This window comes from Rhodobacter maritimus, from assembly GCF_058747975.1.
The window spans coordinates 3,273,802-3,289,565 of sequence record NZ_CM179095.1; the positions used below are offsets into that span (position 1 = coordinate 3,273,802).

Here is a 15,764-nt window from a genome sequence, read left to right on the forward strand (position 1 = left end):
CCGTTTTCGGCTGCAACAGAGCCTGTTTTGCACAGGATTTCCCGCAGCCACCGACCGTCCGGACACCGTGACGCGGCCCTTGGGGGCCTTCACATTCGCGCGTGTCGGGAAAAGAAGCGGGACAAAACCGCCCGGACCTCTGGTCAAGGCGCGGATTAGCTGCGAATTTGTCCCTGTGTGTTTCGGGGGGGGTGACATGGTCTTGTCACATGGAAAGCGGCTTTTGTCGGCCATCGCGCTTGGTGTGCTGATGGCGCAGGCTGCCCATGCGCTTGACCGGCTGACCTTCGAGACCCCCGGCGCGGACAAGGATCTGCACGACGTGCTGGCCGCGGCTTCGCTGACGCGCGAGGCGGGCAGCGCCGAAACCGTCGACGTGCAGAACCTTTTCGCCGCGGCGCGCGCCGATTACGCCCGCATCCTCGGGGCGCTTTATTCCGAGGGCTACTATTCGGGCACCATCTCGATCCGCATCGACGGGCGCGAGGCAAGCGCGATCCCGCCGCTTGATGCGCCCGCGACGATCCGCGCGGTGGATATCCGGGTGACGCCCGGCCCGCGCTTTTCCTTCGCGCGCGCGCAAATCGCGCCGGTGGCGCCCGAGACCGAGCTTCCCGAAGGCTATGCCGTCGGAGAACCCGCGCTTTCCGGCACGATCGTCGATGCCGCCACGGCGGGGGTCGAGGGTTGGCGCAACCAGGGCCATGCCAAGGCCGAGGTCAGCGCGCAACGCATCACCGCCGATCATCGCGCCAGCACCCTTGCCGCCGATATCGCGCTTGCGCCCGGCCCGCGCGTCACCTTCGGCACGCTGCATGTCAGCGGGAACGAGCGGCTTGGAACCCGGCGGCTGGAAAAGATCGCAGGCTTTCCCACCGGAGAGGTGTTCGACCCCGAAAAGCTCGATCAGGTGCGCGCACGCCTGCGCCGCACCGGGATCTTCAGCTCGGTCACCCTGACCGAGGCGGAAACCGTCTCGCCCGGCCCGTCGCTGGATGCCGAACTGGTCGTGGTCGAGGAAAAACCCCGCCGCATCGGGTTCGGGGCGGAACTGTCCAGCCTCGACGGGCTGGCGCTGTCGGGATACTGGCTGCACCGCAATCTCATGGGGGGCGGGGAGCGGCTGCGCCTTGACGGCGAAATCTCGGGGATCGGCGGGTCGACCGGCGGGGCGGATTACACGCTTGGCGCGCGGATCGACCGGCCGGCCACATTGTCGCCCGACACCTCGGCCTTCATCGAGACCGAGCTTTCGGCGCTTGACGAGGTCGATTACCGCTCGGACAACTTTTCCTTCGGGATCGGCTTCACCCATATCGTCAACCCGCGGCTGACCGCCGAGATCGGGCTGAAATACACCATCTCAAAAGTGCGCGAGAACGGCACGAGGCGCACCTTCGAGCAACTTGCCCTGCCCATCGCGCTGACATGGGACAACCGCGACAACCCGCTTGACGCCACCGAGGGCTATTACGGTGAGGCCGTGGCCACCCCCTTCCTGGGTTTCGGCACCACCGGGTCGGGCGGGCAGATCAAGGGCGATTTCCGGGCCTATCGAGGATTTGGCGAGTCCGACAGGTTCGTGCTTGCGGCGCGCGCGCAGGTGGGGGCCGTCTTCGGAGCGGACCTGATCGAGACACCGCGCGAATACCTGTTCTATTCGGGCGGCGGCGGCACGGTGCGCGGCCAGCCCTACCAGTCGCTTGGCGTCAATGTGCTGCGCGGCGGGGCACAACGCAGCGGCGGCACCCGGTTCCTTGCCCTTTCGGGCGAGATGCGCGCAGATGTGACCGACAAGATCGGCCTCGTGGCGTTCTACGACGCGGGCTATGTGGGCGCGGTGGATTTCTTCGACGATTCAGGCGACTGGCATGCCGGCGCCGGGCTGGGGCTGCGCTACAATACCGGGATCGGGCCGATCCGGCTTGATGTCGCGGGGCCGGTCGGCGGCGATACGGGCGAAGGCGTGCAGATCTATATCGGCATCGGGCAGGCGTTCTGATGCGCGGACTGATCCTTGCCCTTCCGCTTCTGGTCTGCGCAGGCTACGCCGCCGCGCAAGAGGCACCGGCCGCGCCCGCCACCACGGAACAGACAACGCGTGACCGCGATTACCTGACCGGCCTTCTTGAGGACAACCTGTCCGCTGCCGGCCGCGCGATCCGCCTTGACGGATTTGCGGGGGCGCTTTCGTCGCGCGCAACTTTCGACAGCCTGAGCATCGCCGATGACGCGGGCGTGTGGCTGACGATCACCGATGGCGCGATCTCGTGGTCGCGCTCTGCCCTGCTGTCAGGCAGGATCGAGATCGAGGAACTTTCCGCGAAATCCATCGACTGGCCGCGCCTGCCCGTCGCGGCGCCCGGCGACACCGGCGCCGCGCCCGAGGTGAAGCCCTTCGCGCTGCCAGAGCTGCCCGTCTCGGTCAATATCGGCAAGATCGAGGCCGGCCGCGTGACGCTTGGCGAGGCGCTTTTCGGTCAGGCGGCCGAAATCTCGCTTTCGGGGGCGCTGGAACTTGCCGGGGGCGAGGGCAAGGCCACGCTGAGCGCGCAGCGCATCGACGGCCCTGAGGGCACGCTGTCGCTGAACGGCGCCTATGCCAATGCCAGCCGCGAACTGGCCCTGGATCTTCTGGTGTCCGAAGGAGAGGACGGCATCGCCGCGAACCTGATCGGCCTGCCGGGGCGGCCCGCCATCACGCTTGCTGTGGCCGGTACCGGCCCGATCGACGATTTCACCTCGGACATCCACCTGACGACCGATGACACCCCGCGCCTGTCGGGCAAGGTCGAATTGCGGGCCGTGACCGCGCCCGATGCCGCGCCGGACACGCCCGCCGAACGCAGCTTCCGGGCCGAGTTGTCGGGCGATATCGCGCCGCTTCTGCCGCCCGAATATCAGGATTTCTTCGGCGATCAGGTCGCGCTTCTGGCCGAGGGCGCGCGCGAACCCACCGGCCGCATCAGCCTTCCGGTGCTGAGCGTGGACAGCGAGGCGCTGGATCTGTCGGGCTCGGTCACGCTGTTGCCGACGGGCCTGCCGGAACGGCTTGCGCTGGATGTGCAGGTGGGTCTGGGCAACGGGCGCGAGGTGCTGCTGCCCCTGGCGGGCGACAAGACCTGGGTGCGGTCCGCGGATCTGCGGCTGGATTACGACAAGCAGGCAAGCGACGGCTGGAAGCTGGACGGCCGTGTCGTCGGACTGCGCCGCGCCGAGGCGCAGATCCTTGCCCTGCGCCTGTCGGGATCGGGCCGTATCGCACAGCCGGCGGGCCGGCCCGCCACGATCGGCGGCACCGTGGACATGACCGCAAGCGGGATCGAGATGGCCGACCCCGCCCTTGCCGATGCGGTGGGGCCGTTCCTGTCCGGCCGTTCGGTGTTCTTCTGGCAGGATGGCGATGCGCTGCGCCTGCCCCGGCTGCATGCCACCGGGCGCGGATACGGGCTGACCGGCGGGCTGACGGTGCGCGGGCTTGACTCGGACCTGACGATCTCGGGCAAGGCCGATCTGCGCCATTCGGCGCTTGGCTATCTGTCCGCGCTTGCCGGGCGCCCGCTTGGCGGCCGCCTGACCGGCACGGTCGAGGGCGAATATGCCGTGCTGACCGGCGCTTTTGATACCGTGGCAGAGGTTGCCGGCACCGATCTGCGCCTTGATCAGCCGCAGCTTGACGGGCTTCTGGCCGGGGAATCCCGGATCGCGCTTTCGGCACGGCGGGATGAAACCGGGATCACGCTGCGCGGGCTGGATATTGCGGCGCAATCGCTCAGCGGCACGGCGCAGGGCGTGATCCGCAGCGGGGCAAGCGACCTGACGGCCTCGGCACGGCTGGGCAATCTTCGCGTTCTCGATCCGCGTTGGCGCGGGACGCTTGTGGCCGATGCCGGCCTGACCGAGAAGGACGGCGCGCGCCTGATCACGCTGGAGGGGACGGGCAGCGGCCTTGCCATCGGCCAGACCGAGATCGACCGCGTTCTGGCCGGAGAGACCCGGCTGTCGATCCTTGCCGAAGAGCGCGGCGGACGCATCCGGCTGCAAAACCTCACGCTGAAGAACCCGCAGCTTGGCGCCACCGCCGAAGGCGTGATCGACGAGAACAGCCGCAGGATCACGGTCGATGCGCAACTGGCCAATGCGGCCCTTCTGGCGCCGGGCTTTCCCGGCCCGGTCACGCTTGGCGGCACGATCACCGATGACGGGACGGCCTATCAGGTGGATCTGGCGGGCACGGGGCCGGGCAACAGCAACGCGAAACTGGCCGGGCGGGTCGCGCTGGATTTCGCGGATACGGATCTGGGCATTTCCGGCAGCGCCGAGACCGCGCTTGCCAATGCCTTCATCGCCCCCCGCTCGGTCCAGGGGCCGCTCAGCTTCGATCTGCGGATGCGCGGCGCGCCGGGGCTTGGCGCGCTTTCGGGCCGGATCGAGGCCGCGAATGCGCGGCTTGTCGCGCCGACGCTGGGGCTGAAGCTGGACGATCTGGACCTGGGCGTGGCCCTTGCGGGCGGGCAGGCCGCGATCACCGGCACCGGGCAGCTTTCCACCGGCGGGACGTTGCGCCTTTCCGGCCCCGTCAGCCTGAGCGCGCCCTATAGTGGCGATCTGCAAATCACGCTGGAGGCACTGCGGCTGCGCGATCCGGATCTTTACGACACGCAGGTCTCGGGCGGGCTTTCGATCAGCGGCCCACTTGCCGGGGGGGCGCGGGTCACCGGCGATCTGACCCTGTCCGAGACCGAGCTGCGCGTACCCTCGACCGGGCTTGGCGGCGTGGCCGCGATCCCCGACATGACCCATGTGAACGAACCCGCCGCCGTGCGCGACACCCGCCAGCGAGCCGGCCTGATCCAGACCGCCGAAGCCGGGCGGCCGCGCGGCGCCTCTGCCTCTTACCCGCTGGATGTCACGATCTCGGCGCCGCGGCAGATCTTCGTGCGCGGGCGCGGGCTTGACGCGGAACTGGGCGGATCGCTGCGGATCACCGGCACAAGCGAAAACGTGACCCCGATCGGCGAATTCGGCCTGATCCGCGGGCGGCTGGACATCCTGGGCAAGCGCTTTGCCCTGAACGAGGGCAAGATCGCGCTGCAAGGCGCGCTGATCCCCTGGATCCGCTTCGTGGCCACCACCCAGCAGGACGGCTTCACCACCTCGATCACCATCGAGGGCGACGCCACCGAACCCGAGCTGACCTTCACCTCCTCTCCGGAACTGCCCGAGGAAGAGGTTCTGGCGCGGCTTCTGTTCAACAAGGGCCTGACCAACCTGTCGCCCTTGCAGGCAGCCCAGCTTGCCTCGGCGGTGGCGACGCTGGCGGGCAAGGGCGGCGAGGGCATCGTCAGCAAGCTGCGCAGCGGTTTCGGGCTGGACGATCTGGATGTCGGCACAAGCGAGGATGGCGGCACCCAGGTGCGCGCGGGCAAATACCTGTCGGAGAACATCTATACCGATGTGGTGGTGGACAGCGAGGGCAAGTCCGAGATCAACCTCAACCTCGACGTGACGCGCAACCTGACGGCCAAGGGGCGGCTTGGATCGGACGGGAACAGCGGCGTCGGGATCTATTTCGAGCGGGACTACTAAGCCGCCCGATCCGCCACCCTGTAGGCCAGATGCGTCACTTTGCCCGCTTCATGGCAATTTTTGCATTGCCGAACGCAGCAAATCGGCGTGTTTGACTCTTCACTACGGCGGTTTCCGGCGCGACCCTGTTCCTGGGAGCAGGGAGAAAGAACCATGTGGAACATCTGCATCATCGGCGCCGGAAAGATCGGAAGCACCATTGCGACGCTTCTGGCCGCCTCGCCGCATTACAAGGTCACGCTGGCCGATCAGCATGCCGAGGCCTTGCAGAAGGCCGGTGCCGAAGGGCTTGCCACGATGCAGATCGCGGTGGACGACCCCGCCGCGCTGACGCCCCGGCTGACGGGGTTCGACGCGGTGATCTCGGCCGCGCCCTTCTTCCTGACGCCGGTGATCGCCGAAGCGGCGCGCAATGCCGGCGCGCATTATTTCGACCTGACCGAGGATGTCGCGGGCACCGCGCGGGTGCGCGACCTGGCGCAAGAAGCCGGGACGGTGCTGATGCCGCAATGCGGGCTGGCGCCGGGCTTTGTCGGCATGGTGGGCGCGCATCTGGCCGCGCAGTTCGACACGCTCGAGACGCTTTCGCTGCGGGTGGGCGCGCTGCCGCTTTATCCGACCAACGCGCTGAAATACAACCTGACCTGGTCGACCGACGGGCTGATCAACGAATATCTCAACCCCTGCGAGGCCCTGGTGGGCGGGCAGCGGGTCAGCCTTGCGCCGCTGGAAGATCTTGAGGGCTTCGCGCTCGACGGGGTGGATTACGAATGTTTCAACACCTCGGGCGGGCTGGGCACCCTGGGCGAGACCCTTGAGGGCAAGGCCCGGCGCGTCAGCTATCGCACGATCCGTTATCCGGGCCACCGCGACATCCTGCGGCTTTTGCTGACCGGGCTTGGCCTTGAACGCCGCCGCGACCTTCTGAAGGACATCTTCGAACATGCCCTGCCCCGCACCGATCAGGACGTGGTGGTGGTGTTCTGCACGGCCACCGGCATGATCGACGGCGCGCTGCGCGAGGTCTCGTTCCTCAACAAGTCGCTTTCGGCCGAGGTTGCGGGCAAACGCTGGAGCGCGATCCAGATCACCACCGCGGCGGGGGTCTGCGGGGTGCTGGACATGGTGCGCAGCGGCCACCTGCCGGGGCGGGGCTTCATCGGGCAGGAACAGGTCGATCTTGCCGCGTTCCTGAAAACCGAATTCGGCCGCTACTACCTGCCCGGCCAGGTCACGCCCCTGCCGACGCCTTCGCCTCGGCCGCGATCCAGTCACGGAACGCTGCAAGCGGCGGAGTGACCTCGGCCCCCTCGGGCCAGACCAGATAGTAGCTGCCCACCCCCGTCACGACATCGCCGGGGGTGCGGATCAGGCGGCCGTCGCGGATTTCGGGGCCGGCCAGGAACTCGGGCAGAAGGGCAATGCCGACACCATGCACAGCAGCCTGCATCATCGGCGCGAACTGATCGAACAGCATGCCCTGGGTATGCGGCGCCTCAAGCCCGTGATGGGCGAACCACGCCCCCCAGGCATTGGGCCGCGATTCGAGCTGCAAAAGCGGCAGGTCGCGCAGGTCGGACGGTGCGGTCATCCGGTGTTCGGCCGCGAAACCGGGCGCGCAGCAGGCAACGATCCGTTCGTCGAAAAGCGGGATATGCCGCGCGCTGGGCCACATGCGGGTGCCGAAATGAATCGCGGCATCGAAGGTTTCGGTGTCGAAATCGAAGGGCCGCAACCGGGTGCCAAGGTTCAGCGTCACGCCCGGATGCGCGGCCAGAAACCCGCCCAGCCGCGGCGCAAGCCAGCGGGTGCCGAAGGTGGGCAGGATCGCAAGGCTCAGCACGCCGCCGCCGGGATTGGCGCGCAGCCCGAGCGAGGCACGGGCGATCAGCTCCAGCGCCTTGCGCACGTCGCGGGCATAGGCAAGGGCGGGTTCGGTCGGGCGCAGGCGGCGGCGTTCGCGCCGGAACAGGGTCACACCAAGCTGGCCTTCAAGATTCTGGATCAGCCGGCTGACGGCGCCTTGCGTCAAGTCCAGTTCGCGCGCGGCGGCGGCCGTCGATCCGGTGCGGCAGACCGCCTCGAAGGCGGCCAGAAGACTGACCGAGGGGATATAGCGCCGCGGCAGGGCCATATATGTGCTCCGTGCATAGTATATCGCAAGAATAGCGTTGGATTAGCATGTCGAACAGGCGCATAAAGCATCAAACCAGAGATGCGAGGATAAACCCATGGCCCTGAAACCCAAAGACGCCCCCGACCTGTCGCGCTTCGACTGGGAAGACCCGTTCCGCCTTGATCTGCAACTGACCGAGGAAGAGCGGATGCTGCGCGACGCGGCCCGCGCCTATGCGCAGGAAAAGCTGCAGCCCCGCGTCATCGCCGCCTTCCGAGAGGAAAAGACCGACCCGGAGATCTTCCGCGAAATGGGCGAAATGGGCCTTCTGGGCGTGACCGTGCCCGAGGAATATGGCGGGCTTGGCGCCTCTTACGTTGCCTACGGCCTTGTCGCGCGTGAGGTAGAGCGCGTGGACAGCGGCTATCGCTCGATGATGTCAGTGCAAAGCTCTCTCGTGATGTATCCGATCTATGCCTATGGCTCGGAAGAGCAGCGCAGGAAATACCTGCCGAAACTGGCCTCGGGCGAATATATCGGCTGCTTCGGGCTGACCGAACCCGATGCGGGCTCGGACCCGGCGGGGATGAAGACCACCGCGAAGAAAACCGCGAACGGCTATGTGCTGAATGGCACGAAGATGTGGATTTCCAATTCGCCCATCGCGGATGTCTTCGTCGTCTGGGCCAAGTCCGAGGCGCATGGCGGCAAGATCCGCGGCTTTGTCCTTGAAAAGGGCATGGCCGGGCTGTCGGCACCGAAGGTCGGAGGCAAGCTCTCACTCCGGGCTTCGGTGACCGGCGAGATCGTGATGAAGGATGTCGAGGTGGGCGAGGATGCCCTGCTGCCCGGCGTCGAGGGGCTGAAGGGCCCGTTCGGCTGCCTCAACCGGGCCCGCTATGGCATCGCCTGGGGCGTGATGGGCGCGGCCGAGTTCTGCCTGAATGCCGCGCGACAATACGGCCTTGACCGCAAGCAGTTCGACCGCCCCCTTGCCCAGACCCAGCTTTTCCAGCTGAAACTGGCCAACATGCTGACCGATGTAAGCCTTGGCCTCCAGGCCTGCCTGCGCGTCGGCCGTCTGATGGACGAGGCCAATGCCGCGCCCGAGATGATCTCGATCATCAAGCGCAACAACTGCGGCAAGGCGCTTGAGGCCGCGCGCCACGCCCGCGACATGCATGGCGGCAACGGCATCCAGGAGGATTTCCAGGTGATCCGCCATATGGTCAACCTGGAGACGGTGAATACCTATGAAGGCACGCATGACGTGCACGCCCTCATCATCGGGCGGGCCATCACGGGGTTGCAGGCCTTCTACTGAGAACGACAGAAAGGGATTTATGCCACGTTCCCAGATCGTCCATGACAATTTCCTGCGTCGCGTTGCGGCGCAGGATTTTCCCGTTGGAAAAGACCCTGTTGCAGGGCTTTCGGCCCCAGAGGCGGTGGCGCTGTTTCGCGCGCAATGCCTTAGCCGGGCGCTGGACCGCACCAGCCGGGCGATGCAGAAGGCGGGCCAGGGGTTCTACACGATCGGCTCGTCGGGGCATGAGGGGATGGCGGCGGTCGCCCATGCGCTCAGCCCCGCGGACATGGCCTTCCTGCATTACCGCGACGCGGCCTTCCAGATCGCGCGCGCCGATCAGGTGCCGGGGCAAAGCATCACCTGGGACATGCTGTTGTCCTTCGCCTCGTCCTGCGAAGATCCGATTTCGGGCGGGCGGCACAAGGTGCTGGGCTCGGCCGCGCTGAACATTCCGCCGCAGACATCGACGATTGCCAGCCACCTGCCCAAGGCGGTGGGCGTGGCCCATTCCATCGGCCTTGCGCGCCGCCACCCGCCCGAACACCGCGTGCTTGGGGACGACGCCATCGTGATGTGCTCGTTCGGAGATGCCTCGGCCAATCACTCGACCGCGCAGGGGGCGTTCAACACGGCAAGCTGGACGGCCTATCAGGCGCTTCCGATGCCGATCCTCTTCGTGTGCGAGGATAACGGGATCGGCATTTCCACGAAAACGCCGAAAGGCTGGATCGCCGCCGCGATGCAGGCGCGTCCGGGGATACGCTATTTCCATGCCGACGGGCTGGATCTTTACGACACGTTCCGCGTGGCCTCGGAGGCGGCCGATTTCGTGCGCCGCCGCCGCAAGCCCGCCTTCCTGCATCTGCGCACCGTGCGGCTTTACGGCCATGCCGGGGCCGACATGCCCACCACCTACATGGCCCGCGAAGAGGTCGAGGCAGAGGAAGCCAACGATCCGCTGCTGCATTCGGTGCGCCTGCTGCACCAGGCCGGCGCGCTTTCGCCCCAGGAGGCGCTGAAGATCTATACCGAAACCCAGGATCGCGTGACCCGCGTGGCCGACAGGGCCGTGACCCGGCCGCGGCTGAAAAGTGCTGCCGATGTCATGGCCAGCCTGATCCCGCCGCCGCGCCGGTGCAGGCCCGACAACGGCCCCGGCACCGACACCCGCGCGGCCGCCTTCGGCCCCGAGCTTGCCGCCATGGCCGAGCCGCAGCCGATGTCGAAGCTGATCAACTGGGCGCTGACCGACCTGATGCTGGAACACCGGGAAATTGCCCTGATGGGCGAGGATGTGGGCCGCAAGGGCGGGGTCTATGGCGTGACGCAGCGGCTTCAGGCGCGCTTTGGCCCCGACCGGGTGATCGACACGCTGCTGGACGAGCAATCCATCCTTGGCCTTGGCATCGGCATGGCCCAGAACGGTTTCCTGCCGATCCCCGAGATCCAGTTCCTGGCCTATCTGCACAATGCCGAGGATCAGATCCGCGGCGAGGCGGCGACGCTGCCCTTCTTCTCGAACGGGCAATACACGAACCCTATGGTCCTGCGCATCGCGGGGCTGGGCTATCAGAAGGGGTTCGGCGGGCATTTCCACAACGACAACAGCCTTGCCGTGCTGCGCGACATTCCGGGGCTGATCCTTGCCTGCCCCTCGAACGGCGCCGACGCGGCCATGATGCTGCGCGAATGCGTGCGCCTTGCGCGCGAAGAACAACGCCTTGTGGTCTTTCTTGAACCCATCGCGCTTTACCCGATGCGCGACCTGCTGGCCGAGAAGGACGGTGGCTGGATGCGGCTCTATCCCGCCCCGGATACGCGGATCGGGCTGGGGCAGACCGGCCAGCACGGCACCGGGCGCGACGTGGCGATCGTCACCTATGGCAATGGCTGCTACCTGTCGCATCAGGCGATGGCCGCACTTGCGCAAAAGGGCGTGCAGGCCCGCGTGATTGACATCCGCTGGCTTGCGCCGCTGCCCGTCGACGCGATCCTGCGCGCAACCGAAGACTGCGCGCATGTGCTGGTGGTGGACGAATGCCGGCGCAGCGGAAACCTGTCCGAGGCGTTGATGACGCATCTTGCCGAAGCGGGGCGGCGGTCCTTCGCGCGCCTCACCGCCGAGGACAGCTTCATCGCCACCGGCCCCGCCTACGCGGCCACGCTGCCCTCGGCCGAAGGCATCGCAGAGGCCGCGCTGCGGTTGGCGGGCAAATGAGGGCGGTCGTGATCTGCCCCGGCCGGGGCACCTATACCAAGACGGAACTGGGCGTCCTGTCGCGCCATTTCCATGACCGCGCCCTTCTGGCCCGCTTCGATGCGCGGCGCGCAGCACTTGGCCTGGAAAGCCTGACGGCGCTTGATGGCGCGGCAAGCTATTCCGTGGCGCGCCACACGCGGGGGGACAATGCCTCGGCGCTGATCTATGCCGCGACGCTGGCCGACTTCCGCGCCCTTCGCGAGGTCGAGGTGGTGGCGGTCACCGGCAATTCCATGGGCTGGTATTCCGCGCTTGCCTGCGGTGGCGCGCTTGATCCCGAGGGCGGCTTCGAGGTGGTCAATACCATGGGCACCCTGATGCAGGAGGCGCTGATCGGCGGCCAGATCATCCATCCCTTCGTGGAAGAGGACTGGCGCCCGAATCCCGCCCGCAAGGCCGCGCTGCTTGCGCTGGTTGCCGAGATCGCCGCCCGGCCCGGCCATGTTCTGGGCCTGTCGATCGACCTTGGCGGGATGCTGGTCCTGGCCGGGAACGCGGCGGGGCTTGCGGCCTTCGAAGCCGCCGTTCCGCCTGAACAGGGCCGCTTTCCGATGCGGCTTGCCAATCACGCGGCCTTCCACAGTGCCCTTCAGGCGCCCGTGGCGCGCGCGGGGCGCGAACGGATTTCGCCCGGCCTGTTCGGGCAGCCGCAGATCCCGCTGATCGACGGGCGCGGGGCGATCTGGTGGCCCGGCGCGACCGATCCTCAGGCGCTTTGGGACTATACGCTTGGCCATCAGGTGCTGGAGCCCTACGATTTCACCCGTGCCGTCACCATCGCCGCGCGGGAATTCGCACCCGACCTCTTCATCGTCACCGGCCCCGGCACAACGCTTGGCGGCGCGGTGGCGCAATCACTCATCCTGGCCGACTGGGCCGGAATAGGGTCGAAATCCGCATTTCAGGCGCGCCAGAAGGAACGTCCCATCCTTGTCTCGATGGGGCTTGGGGAGCAGCGCGCCACCGTCACAACACAGGGAGAATGACATGACCACAGACGAGATCTTCAAAGCCCTCGGCCTTGATGCTTCGCAGGTAACGGGCGGCACGCTGGCGGTGCATTCTCCGGTCGACGGGGCCACGCTTGCGACGCTGCGCGAAACCCCCGCGGCCGAAATGCCCGCCGTGATCGCCCGCGCCCAGGCCGCCTTCCGCGCCTGGCGCGAGGTGCCCGCCCCCCGGCGGGGCGAGCTGGTGCGCCTTCTGGGCGAGGAGTTGCGCGCCTCGAAAGACGCGCTTGGCGCGCTTGTGACGCTGGAGGCGGGCAAGATCACCTCGGAAGGGCTTGGCGAGGTGCAGGAGATGATCGACATCTGCGATTTCGCCGTGGGCCTGTCGCGCCAGCTTTACGGCCTGACCATCGCAAGCGAGCGTCCGGGCCACCGGATGATGGAAAGCTGGCACCCGATCGGGCCGGTCGGCATCATCTCGGCCTTCAACTTCCCCGTCGCGGTCTGGAGCTGGAACGCCGCGCTTGCGCTGGTCTGCGGCGATCCGATCATCTGGAAGCCCTCCGAAAAGGCGCCGCTGACGGCCATGGCCTCGATGAAGATCCTTGAACGCGCCATCCGCCGCTTTGGCGCCGACGCGCCCGAAGGCCTTGCGCAACTGGTCATCGGCGGGCCGGATCTGGGCGAGGCGCTGGTGACCTCGCCCGAGGTTCCGGTGATCTCGGCCACCGGATCGACGCGGATGGGGCGGATCGTGGGGCCGAAAGTGGCCGAACGCTTCGGCCGCTCGATCCTGGAGCTGGGCGGAAACAACGCGATGATCGTGGCGGAATCGGCCGATCTCGACATGGCGGTGCGGGCCATCGTGTTCTCTGCCGTGGGCACGGCGGGGCAGCGCTGCACCTCGCTGAGGCGGCTGATCGTGCAGAACCCGATCCGCGCGGCGCTGGTGGAGCGGCTGACCAGGGCCTATGCCAGCCTGCCCGTCGGCGATCCGCGCAAGGCCACCACGCTTGTCGGCCCGCTGATCGACCATGCCGCGCGCGACCGGATGCTGGGCGTGCTGGAACAGGCCCGCGCCGAGGGCGGCACGGTGCATGGCGGGCGCGCCGTGGCCGAAGGCGTGCCGCAGGGCGGCGCCTATGTCGAGCCCGCCATCGTCGAGATGCCCGGCCAGAGCGCCTGCGTGCGCGAAGAGACCTTCGCCCCGATCCTTTACGTCATGGGCTACGACACGCTGGAAGAGGCGCTTGCGATGCAGAACGACGTGCCGCAGGGCCTGTCCTCGTGCATCTTCACGCTGAACATGCGCGAAGCGGGGGCCTTCCTGTCCGCGGCCGGTTCGGATTGCGGCATCGCCAATGTGAATATCGGCCCCTCGGGCGCCGAGATCGGTGGCGCCTTCGGCGGCGAGAAGGAAACCGGCGGCGGGCGTGAATCCGGCTCGGACGCCTGGAAGGGCTATATGCGGCGCCAGACCAATACGGTGAACTACTCGGCCGCGCTGCCGCTGGCGCAGGGCGTGAAGTTCGACTTCTAGGCCCCCGGTCCGGCCGCGCGGCGCCCCCGCGCGGCCAGTTCCGCATTCAGCGCGGCCCCCAGAAGAACCGAAAAAGCCGAGAGATAGAGCCACATCAGAAGCGCGATGACCGCCCCGATAGAGCCGTAGATCTTGTTGTAGGCGCCGAAATTGGTCAGGTAGAAAGTGAAGCCCAGCGACACCAGCGCCCAGACCAGCGTGGCCACGACCGCACCATAGGTCAGGAACGGATCGCGGTGCCCCTCGGTATTGGGGCCGTAGCGGTAAAGGATGCCAAGCGCACTCAGCATCAAAAGCAGCATCGCCCCCCATGGCAGCGCCGAAAGAAGCCAGCCCGTGAACGCCCCCAGCGGCAGGAACTTCAACGCGACGGGAACCACGACCACGGTTGCCAGCGCCGCGAGCATCACCGCCACAAGGGCCAGCGTCATGACATAGCCGGTGATCAGGGTCCAAAGCGTGGTGCGCTGACGCGTGCCATGGATCACGTTGAGTGCGCGCACCAGCGCCCCCACCCCCGCCCGTGCCGAGAAAAGCGCGATGGCGACGGGAAAGATCGTGGTCAGGCCGATCCTTGCGCGCGGCGCCGCCAGCAGGGACATGATCTGTTCGTTCAGGATCTCATAGGCCTCGGGCGGGATGAAATCATCGGCAACCGCAAGGTAGGATTCGATCACCGCCGGGTCGGCCACCATGCCCCAGACCGATATGGTCGCCGTCAGGCCCGGAAAGACGGCAAACATCGCGTAAAACGCGACCCCGGCCGCGACGAGCGAAAGGTTCGTGGCCTCGACCCGGCCCGAAAGCCCCCGCAGAAACGCCCAAACTTGCAATAATGCCGACACCATCGGTCCCCCTTTGGGCCAACTTGGCAAAGCCGTGATGCAAGCGCAACTTGAACGCGGCCTGCCGCTGTGGTCTGTTTACGCTATCACCGATTGGGGGGATGGAATGGGCTACACTCCGGCCGCGGATCGTTACGAACGCATGCAATACCTGGCCTGCGGCAGGTCGGGCCTGAGGCTGCCGCGCATATCCCTGGGCCTGTGGCACAATTTCGGCCATGACACCGCGCATGCGACAAAGCAGACGATCTGCCGCACGGCCTTTGACCACGGCATCACCCATTTCGACCTGGCCAACAATTACGGCCCGCCCCCCGGCAGCGCCGAAGCGGCGTTCGGGGAAATCCTGCGCACCGATTTCGCCGGATACCGCGATGAGCTGATCATCTCGTCCAAGGCCGGCTACGACATGTGGCCGGGGCCCTATGGCGAATGGGGCAGCCGCAAATACCTGATCGCCTCTTGCGACCAGTCGCTCCGGCGCATGGGGCTCGATTACGTCGACATCTTCTATTCGCACCGCTTCGATCCCGACACCCCGCTGGAAGAGACGATGGGCGCGCTGGAGCACATCTGGCGTTCGGGGCGCGCGCTTTACATCGGGATCTCGTCCTACAACGCCCACCGCACGCGCGAGGCGGCGCGGATCCTGATGGATCTGGGCGTGCCCCTGCTGATCCACCAGCCCAGCTACAACATGCTCAACCGCTGGATCGAACGCGACGGGCTGAAAGAAACCCTGGCCGGGCTGGGCACCGGGGCGATTGCCTTCACGCCGCTGGCGCAGGGGATGCTGACGCGGAAATACCTTGGCGGCGTGCCGCAGGGGTCGCGCGCCACACAGGGAAAATCGCTGCCCCCCGAGGCGCTGAGCCCCGCCGCGATCGACAAGATCCGCGCGCTGAACGCCATCGCCGAGCGGCGCGGGCAAAGCCTTGCGCAGATGGCCATCGCCTGGGTGCTGCGCGACGATGCGATCACCAGCGCGCTGATCGGCGCCTCGCGCCCCGAGCAGGTGGTGGATTGCGCCGGCGCCATCGGCAATCTTCGTTTCAGCGATGCCGAACTGGCCGAGATCGACCTTCACGCAACCGACGAGGCAATCAACCTTTGGGCAAGATCCTCGGAAACCGAATAGCGCTTTGGGCCGCGGGC

The 15,764-nt window shown here is 67.1% G+C and carries 10 protein-coding genes; 8 read left to right on the top strand and 2 right to left on the bottom strand.

Annotated features, from left to right (window positions below; genetic code table 11):
- Nucleotides 1–196: 196 nt before the first annotated feature.
- The 3 genes from AC4PTO_RS16400 to AC4PTO_RS16410 all read left to right on the top strand — a co-directional run bounded on the left by AC4PTO_RS16400 (nucleotide 197) and on the right by AC4PTO_RS16410 (nucleotide 6,888).
- Entirely contained in the window at nucleotides 197–2,002 is a 1,806-nt protein-coding gene (locus tag AC4PTO_RS16400; protein ID WP_492730303.1) for an autotransporter assembly complex protein TamA, read from the top strand.
- Entirely contained in the window at nucleotides 2,002–5,589 is a 3,588-nt protein-coding gene (locus tag AC4PTO_RS16405; RefSeq protein WP_492730306.1) for a translocation/assembly module TamB domain-containing protein, read from the top strand. The genes AC4PTO_RS16400 and AC4PTO_RS16405 overlap by 1 nt, the downstream gene beginning before the upstream one ends.
- Nucleotides 5,590–5,742: 153 nt before the next feature.
- Complete coding sequence (locus AC4PTO_RS16410; protein WP_492730308.1) at nucleotides 5,743–6,888, top strand: saccharopine dehydrogenase family protein; 1,146 nt, start codon at nucleotides 5,743–5,745, stop codon at nucleotides 6,886–6,888.
- On the opposite strand, the gene AC4PTO_RS16415 is transcribed toward AC4PTO_RS16410, so the two are convergent.
- Entirely contained in the window at nucleotides 6,821–7,723 is a 903-nt protein-coding gene (locus AC4PTO_RS16415; RefSeq protein WP_492730310.1) for a LysR family transcriptional regulator, read from the bottom strand. The genes AC4PTO_RS16410 and AC4PTO_RS16415 overlap by 68 nt on opposite strands.
- Nucleotides 7,724–7,820: 97 nt before the next feature.
- On the opposite strand from AC4PTO_RS16415, the gene AC4PTO_RS16420 reads away from it, so the two are divergent.
- Genes AC4PTO_RS16420 through amaB form a run of 4 tightly spaced genes read left to right on the top strand, consistent with a single transcriptional unit; the run spans nucleotide 7,821 to nucleotide 13,764 of the window.
- Nucleotides 7,821–9,029 (top strand): acyl-CoA dehydrogenase, encoded by a 1,209-nt coding sequence (locus AC4PTO_RS16420; RefSeq protein WP_492730312.1) that lies wholly within the window; start codon nucleotides 7,821–7,823, stop codon nucleotides 9,027–9,029.
- A 19-nt stretch (nucleotides 9,030–9,048) separates the two neighbouring features.
- Nucleotides 9,049–11,232 (top strand): thiamine pyrophosphate-dependent enzyme, encoded by a 2,184-nt coding sequence (locus tag AC4PTO_RS16425; RefSeq protein WP_492730314.1) that lies wholly within the window; start codon nucleotides 9,049–9,051, stop codon nucleotides 11,230–11,232.
- Nucleotides 11,229–12,260, top strand: a complete 1,032-nt coding sequence (locus AC4PTO_RS16430) for an ACP S-malonyltransferase (RefSeq protein ID WP_492730315.1) — start codon at nucleotides 11,229–11,231, stop codon at nucleotides 12,258–12,260. The genes AC4PTO_RS16425 and AC4PTO_RS16430 overlap by 4 nt, the downstream gene beginning before the upstream one ends.
- Nucleotide 12,261: 1 nt before the next feature.
- The gene (gene amaB, locus AC4PTO_RS16435; protein WP_492730317.1) at nucleotides 12,262–13,764 is read left to right on the top strand and encodes an L-piperidine-6-carboxylate dehydrogenase; all 1,503 of its coding nucleotides are present in this window, start codon (nucleotides 12,262–12,264) and stop codon (nucleotides 13,762–13,764) included.
- On the opposite strand, the gene AC4PTO_RS16440 is transcribed toward amaB, so the two are convergent.
- On the bottom strand, nucleotides 13,761–14,612 hold the full coding sequence (locus AC4PTO_RS16440) for a YihY/virulence factor BrkB family protein (protein ID WP_492730319.1): 852 nt from the start codon (nucleotides 14,610–14,612) through the stop codon (nucleotides 13,761–13,763). The two genes, amaB and AC4PTO_RS16440, sit on opposite strands and share 4 nt — an antisense overlap.
- A 103-nt stretch (nucleotides 14,613–14,715) precedes the next feature.
- On the opposite strand from AC4PTO_RS16440, the gene mgrA reads away from it, so the two are divergent.
- Complete coding sequence (mgrA, locus tag AC4PTO_RS16445) at nucleotides 14,716–15,747, top strand: L-glyceraldehyde 3-phosphate reductase (RefSeq protein WP_492733665.1); 1,032 nt, start codon at nucleotides 14,716–14,718, stop codon at nucleotides 15,745–15,747.
- The last annotated feature ends 17 nt before the right edge of the window (nucleotides 15,748–15,764 follow it).

Excerpts from the sequence above, each read along its gene's own strand:
- AC4PTO_RS16400 (WP_492730303.1), top strand. The coding sequence starts at position 197 with ATGGTCTTGTCACATGGAAAGCGGCTTTTGTCGGCCATCGCGCTTGGT.
- AC4PTO_RS16405 (WP_492730306.1), top strand. The coding sequence starts at position 2,002 with ATGCGCGGACTGATCCTTGCCCTTCCGCTTCTGGTCTGCGCAGGCTAC.
- AC4PTO_RS16410 (WP_492730308.1), top strand. The coding sequence starts at position 5,743 with ATGTGGAACATCTGCATCATCGGCGCCGGAAAGATCGGAAGCACCATT.
- AC4PTO_RS16415 (WP_492730310.1), bottom strand. The coding sequence starts at position 7,723 with ATGGCCCTGCCGCGGCGCTATATCCCCTCGGTCAGTCTTCTGGCCGCC.
- AC4PTO_RS16420 (WP_492730312.1), top strand. The coding sequence starts at position 7,821 with ATGGCCCTGAAACCCAAAGACGCCCCCGACCTGTCGCGCTTCGACTGG.
- AC4PTO_RS16425 (WP_492730314.1), top strand. The coding sequence starts at position 9,049 with ATGCCACGTTCCCAGATCGTCCATGACAATTTCCTGCGTCGCGTTGCG.
- AC4PTO_RS16430 (WP_492730315.1), top strand. The coding sequence starts at position 11,229 with ATGAGGGCGGTCGTGATCTGCCCCGGCCGGGGCACCTATACCAAGACG.
- amaB (WP_492730317.1), top strand. The coding sequence starts at position 12,262 with ATGACCACAGACGAGATCTTCAAAGCCCTCGGCCTTGATGCTTCGCAG.
- AC4PTO_RS16440 (WP_492730319.1), bottom strand. The coding sequence starts at position 14,612 with ATGGTGTCGGCATTATTGCAAGTTTGGGCGTTTCTGCGGGGGCTTTCG.
- mgrA (WP_492733665.1), top strand. The coding sequence starts at position 14,716 with ATGGGCTACACTCCGGCCGCGGATCGTTACGAACGCATGCAATACCTG.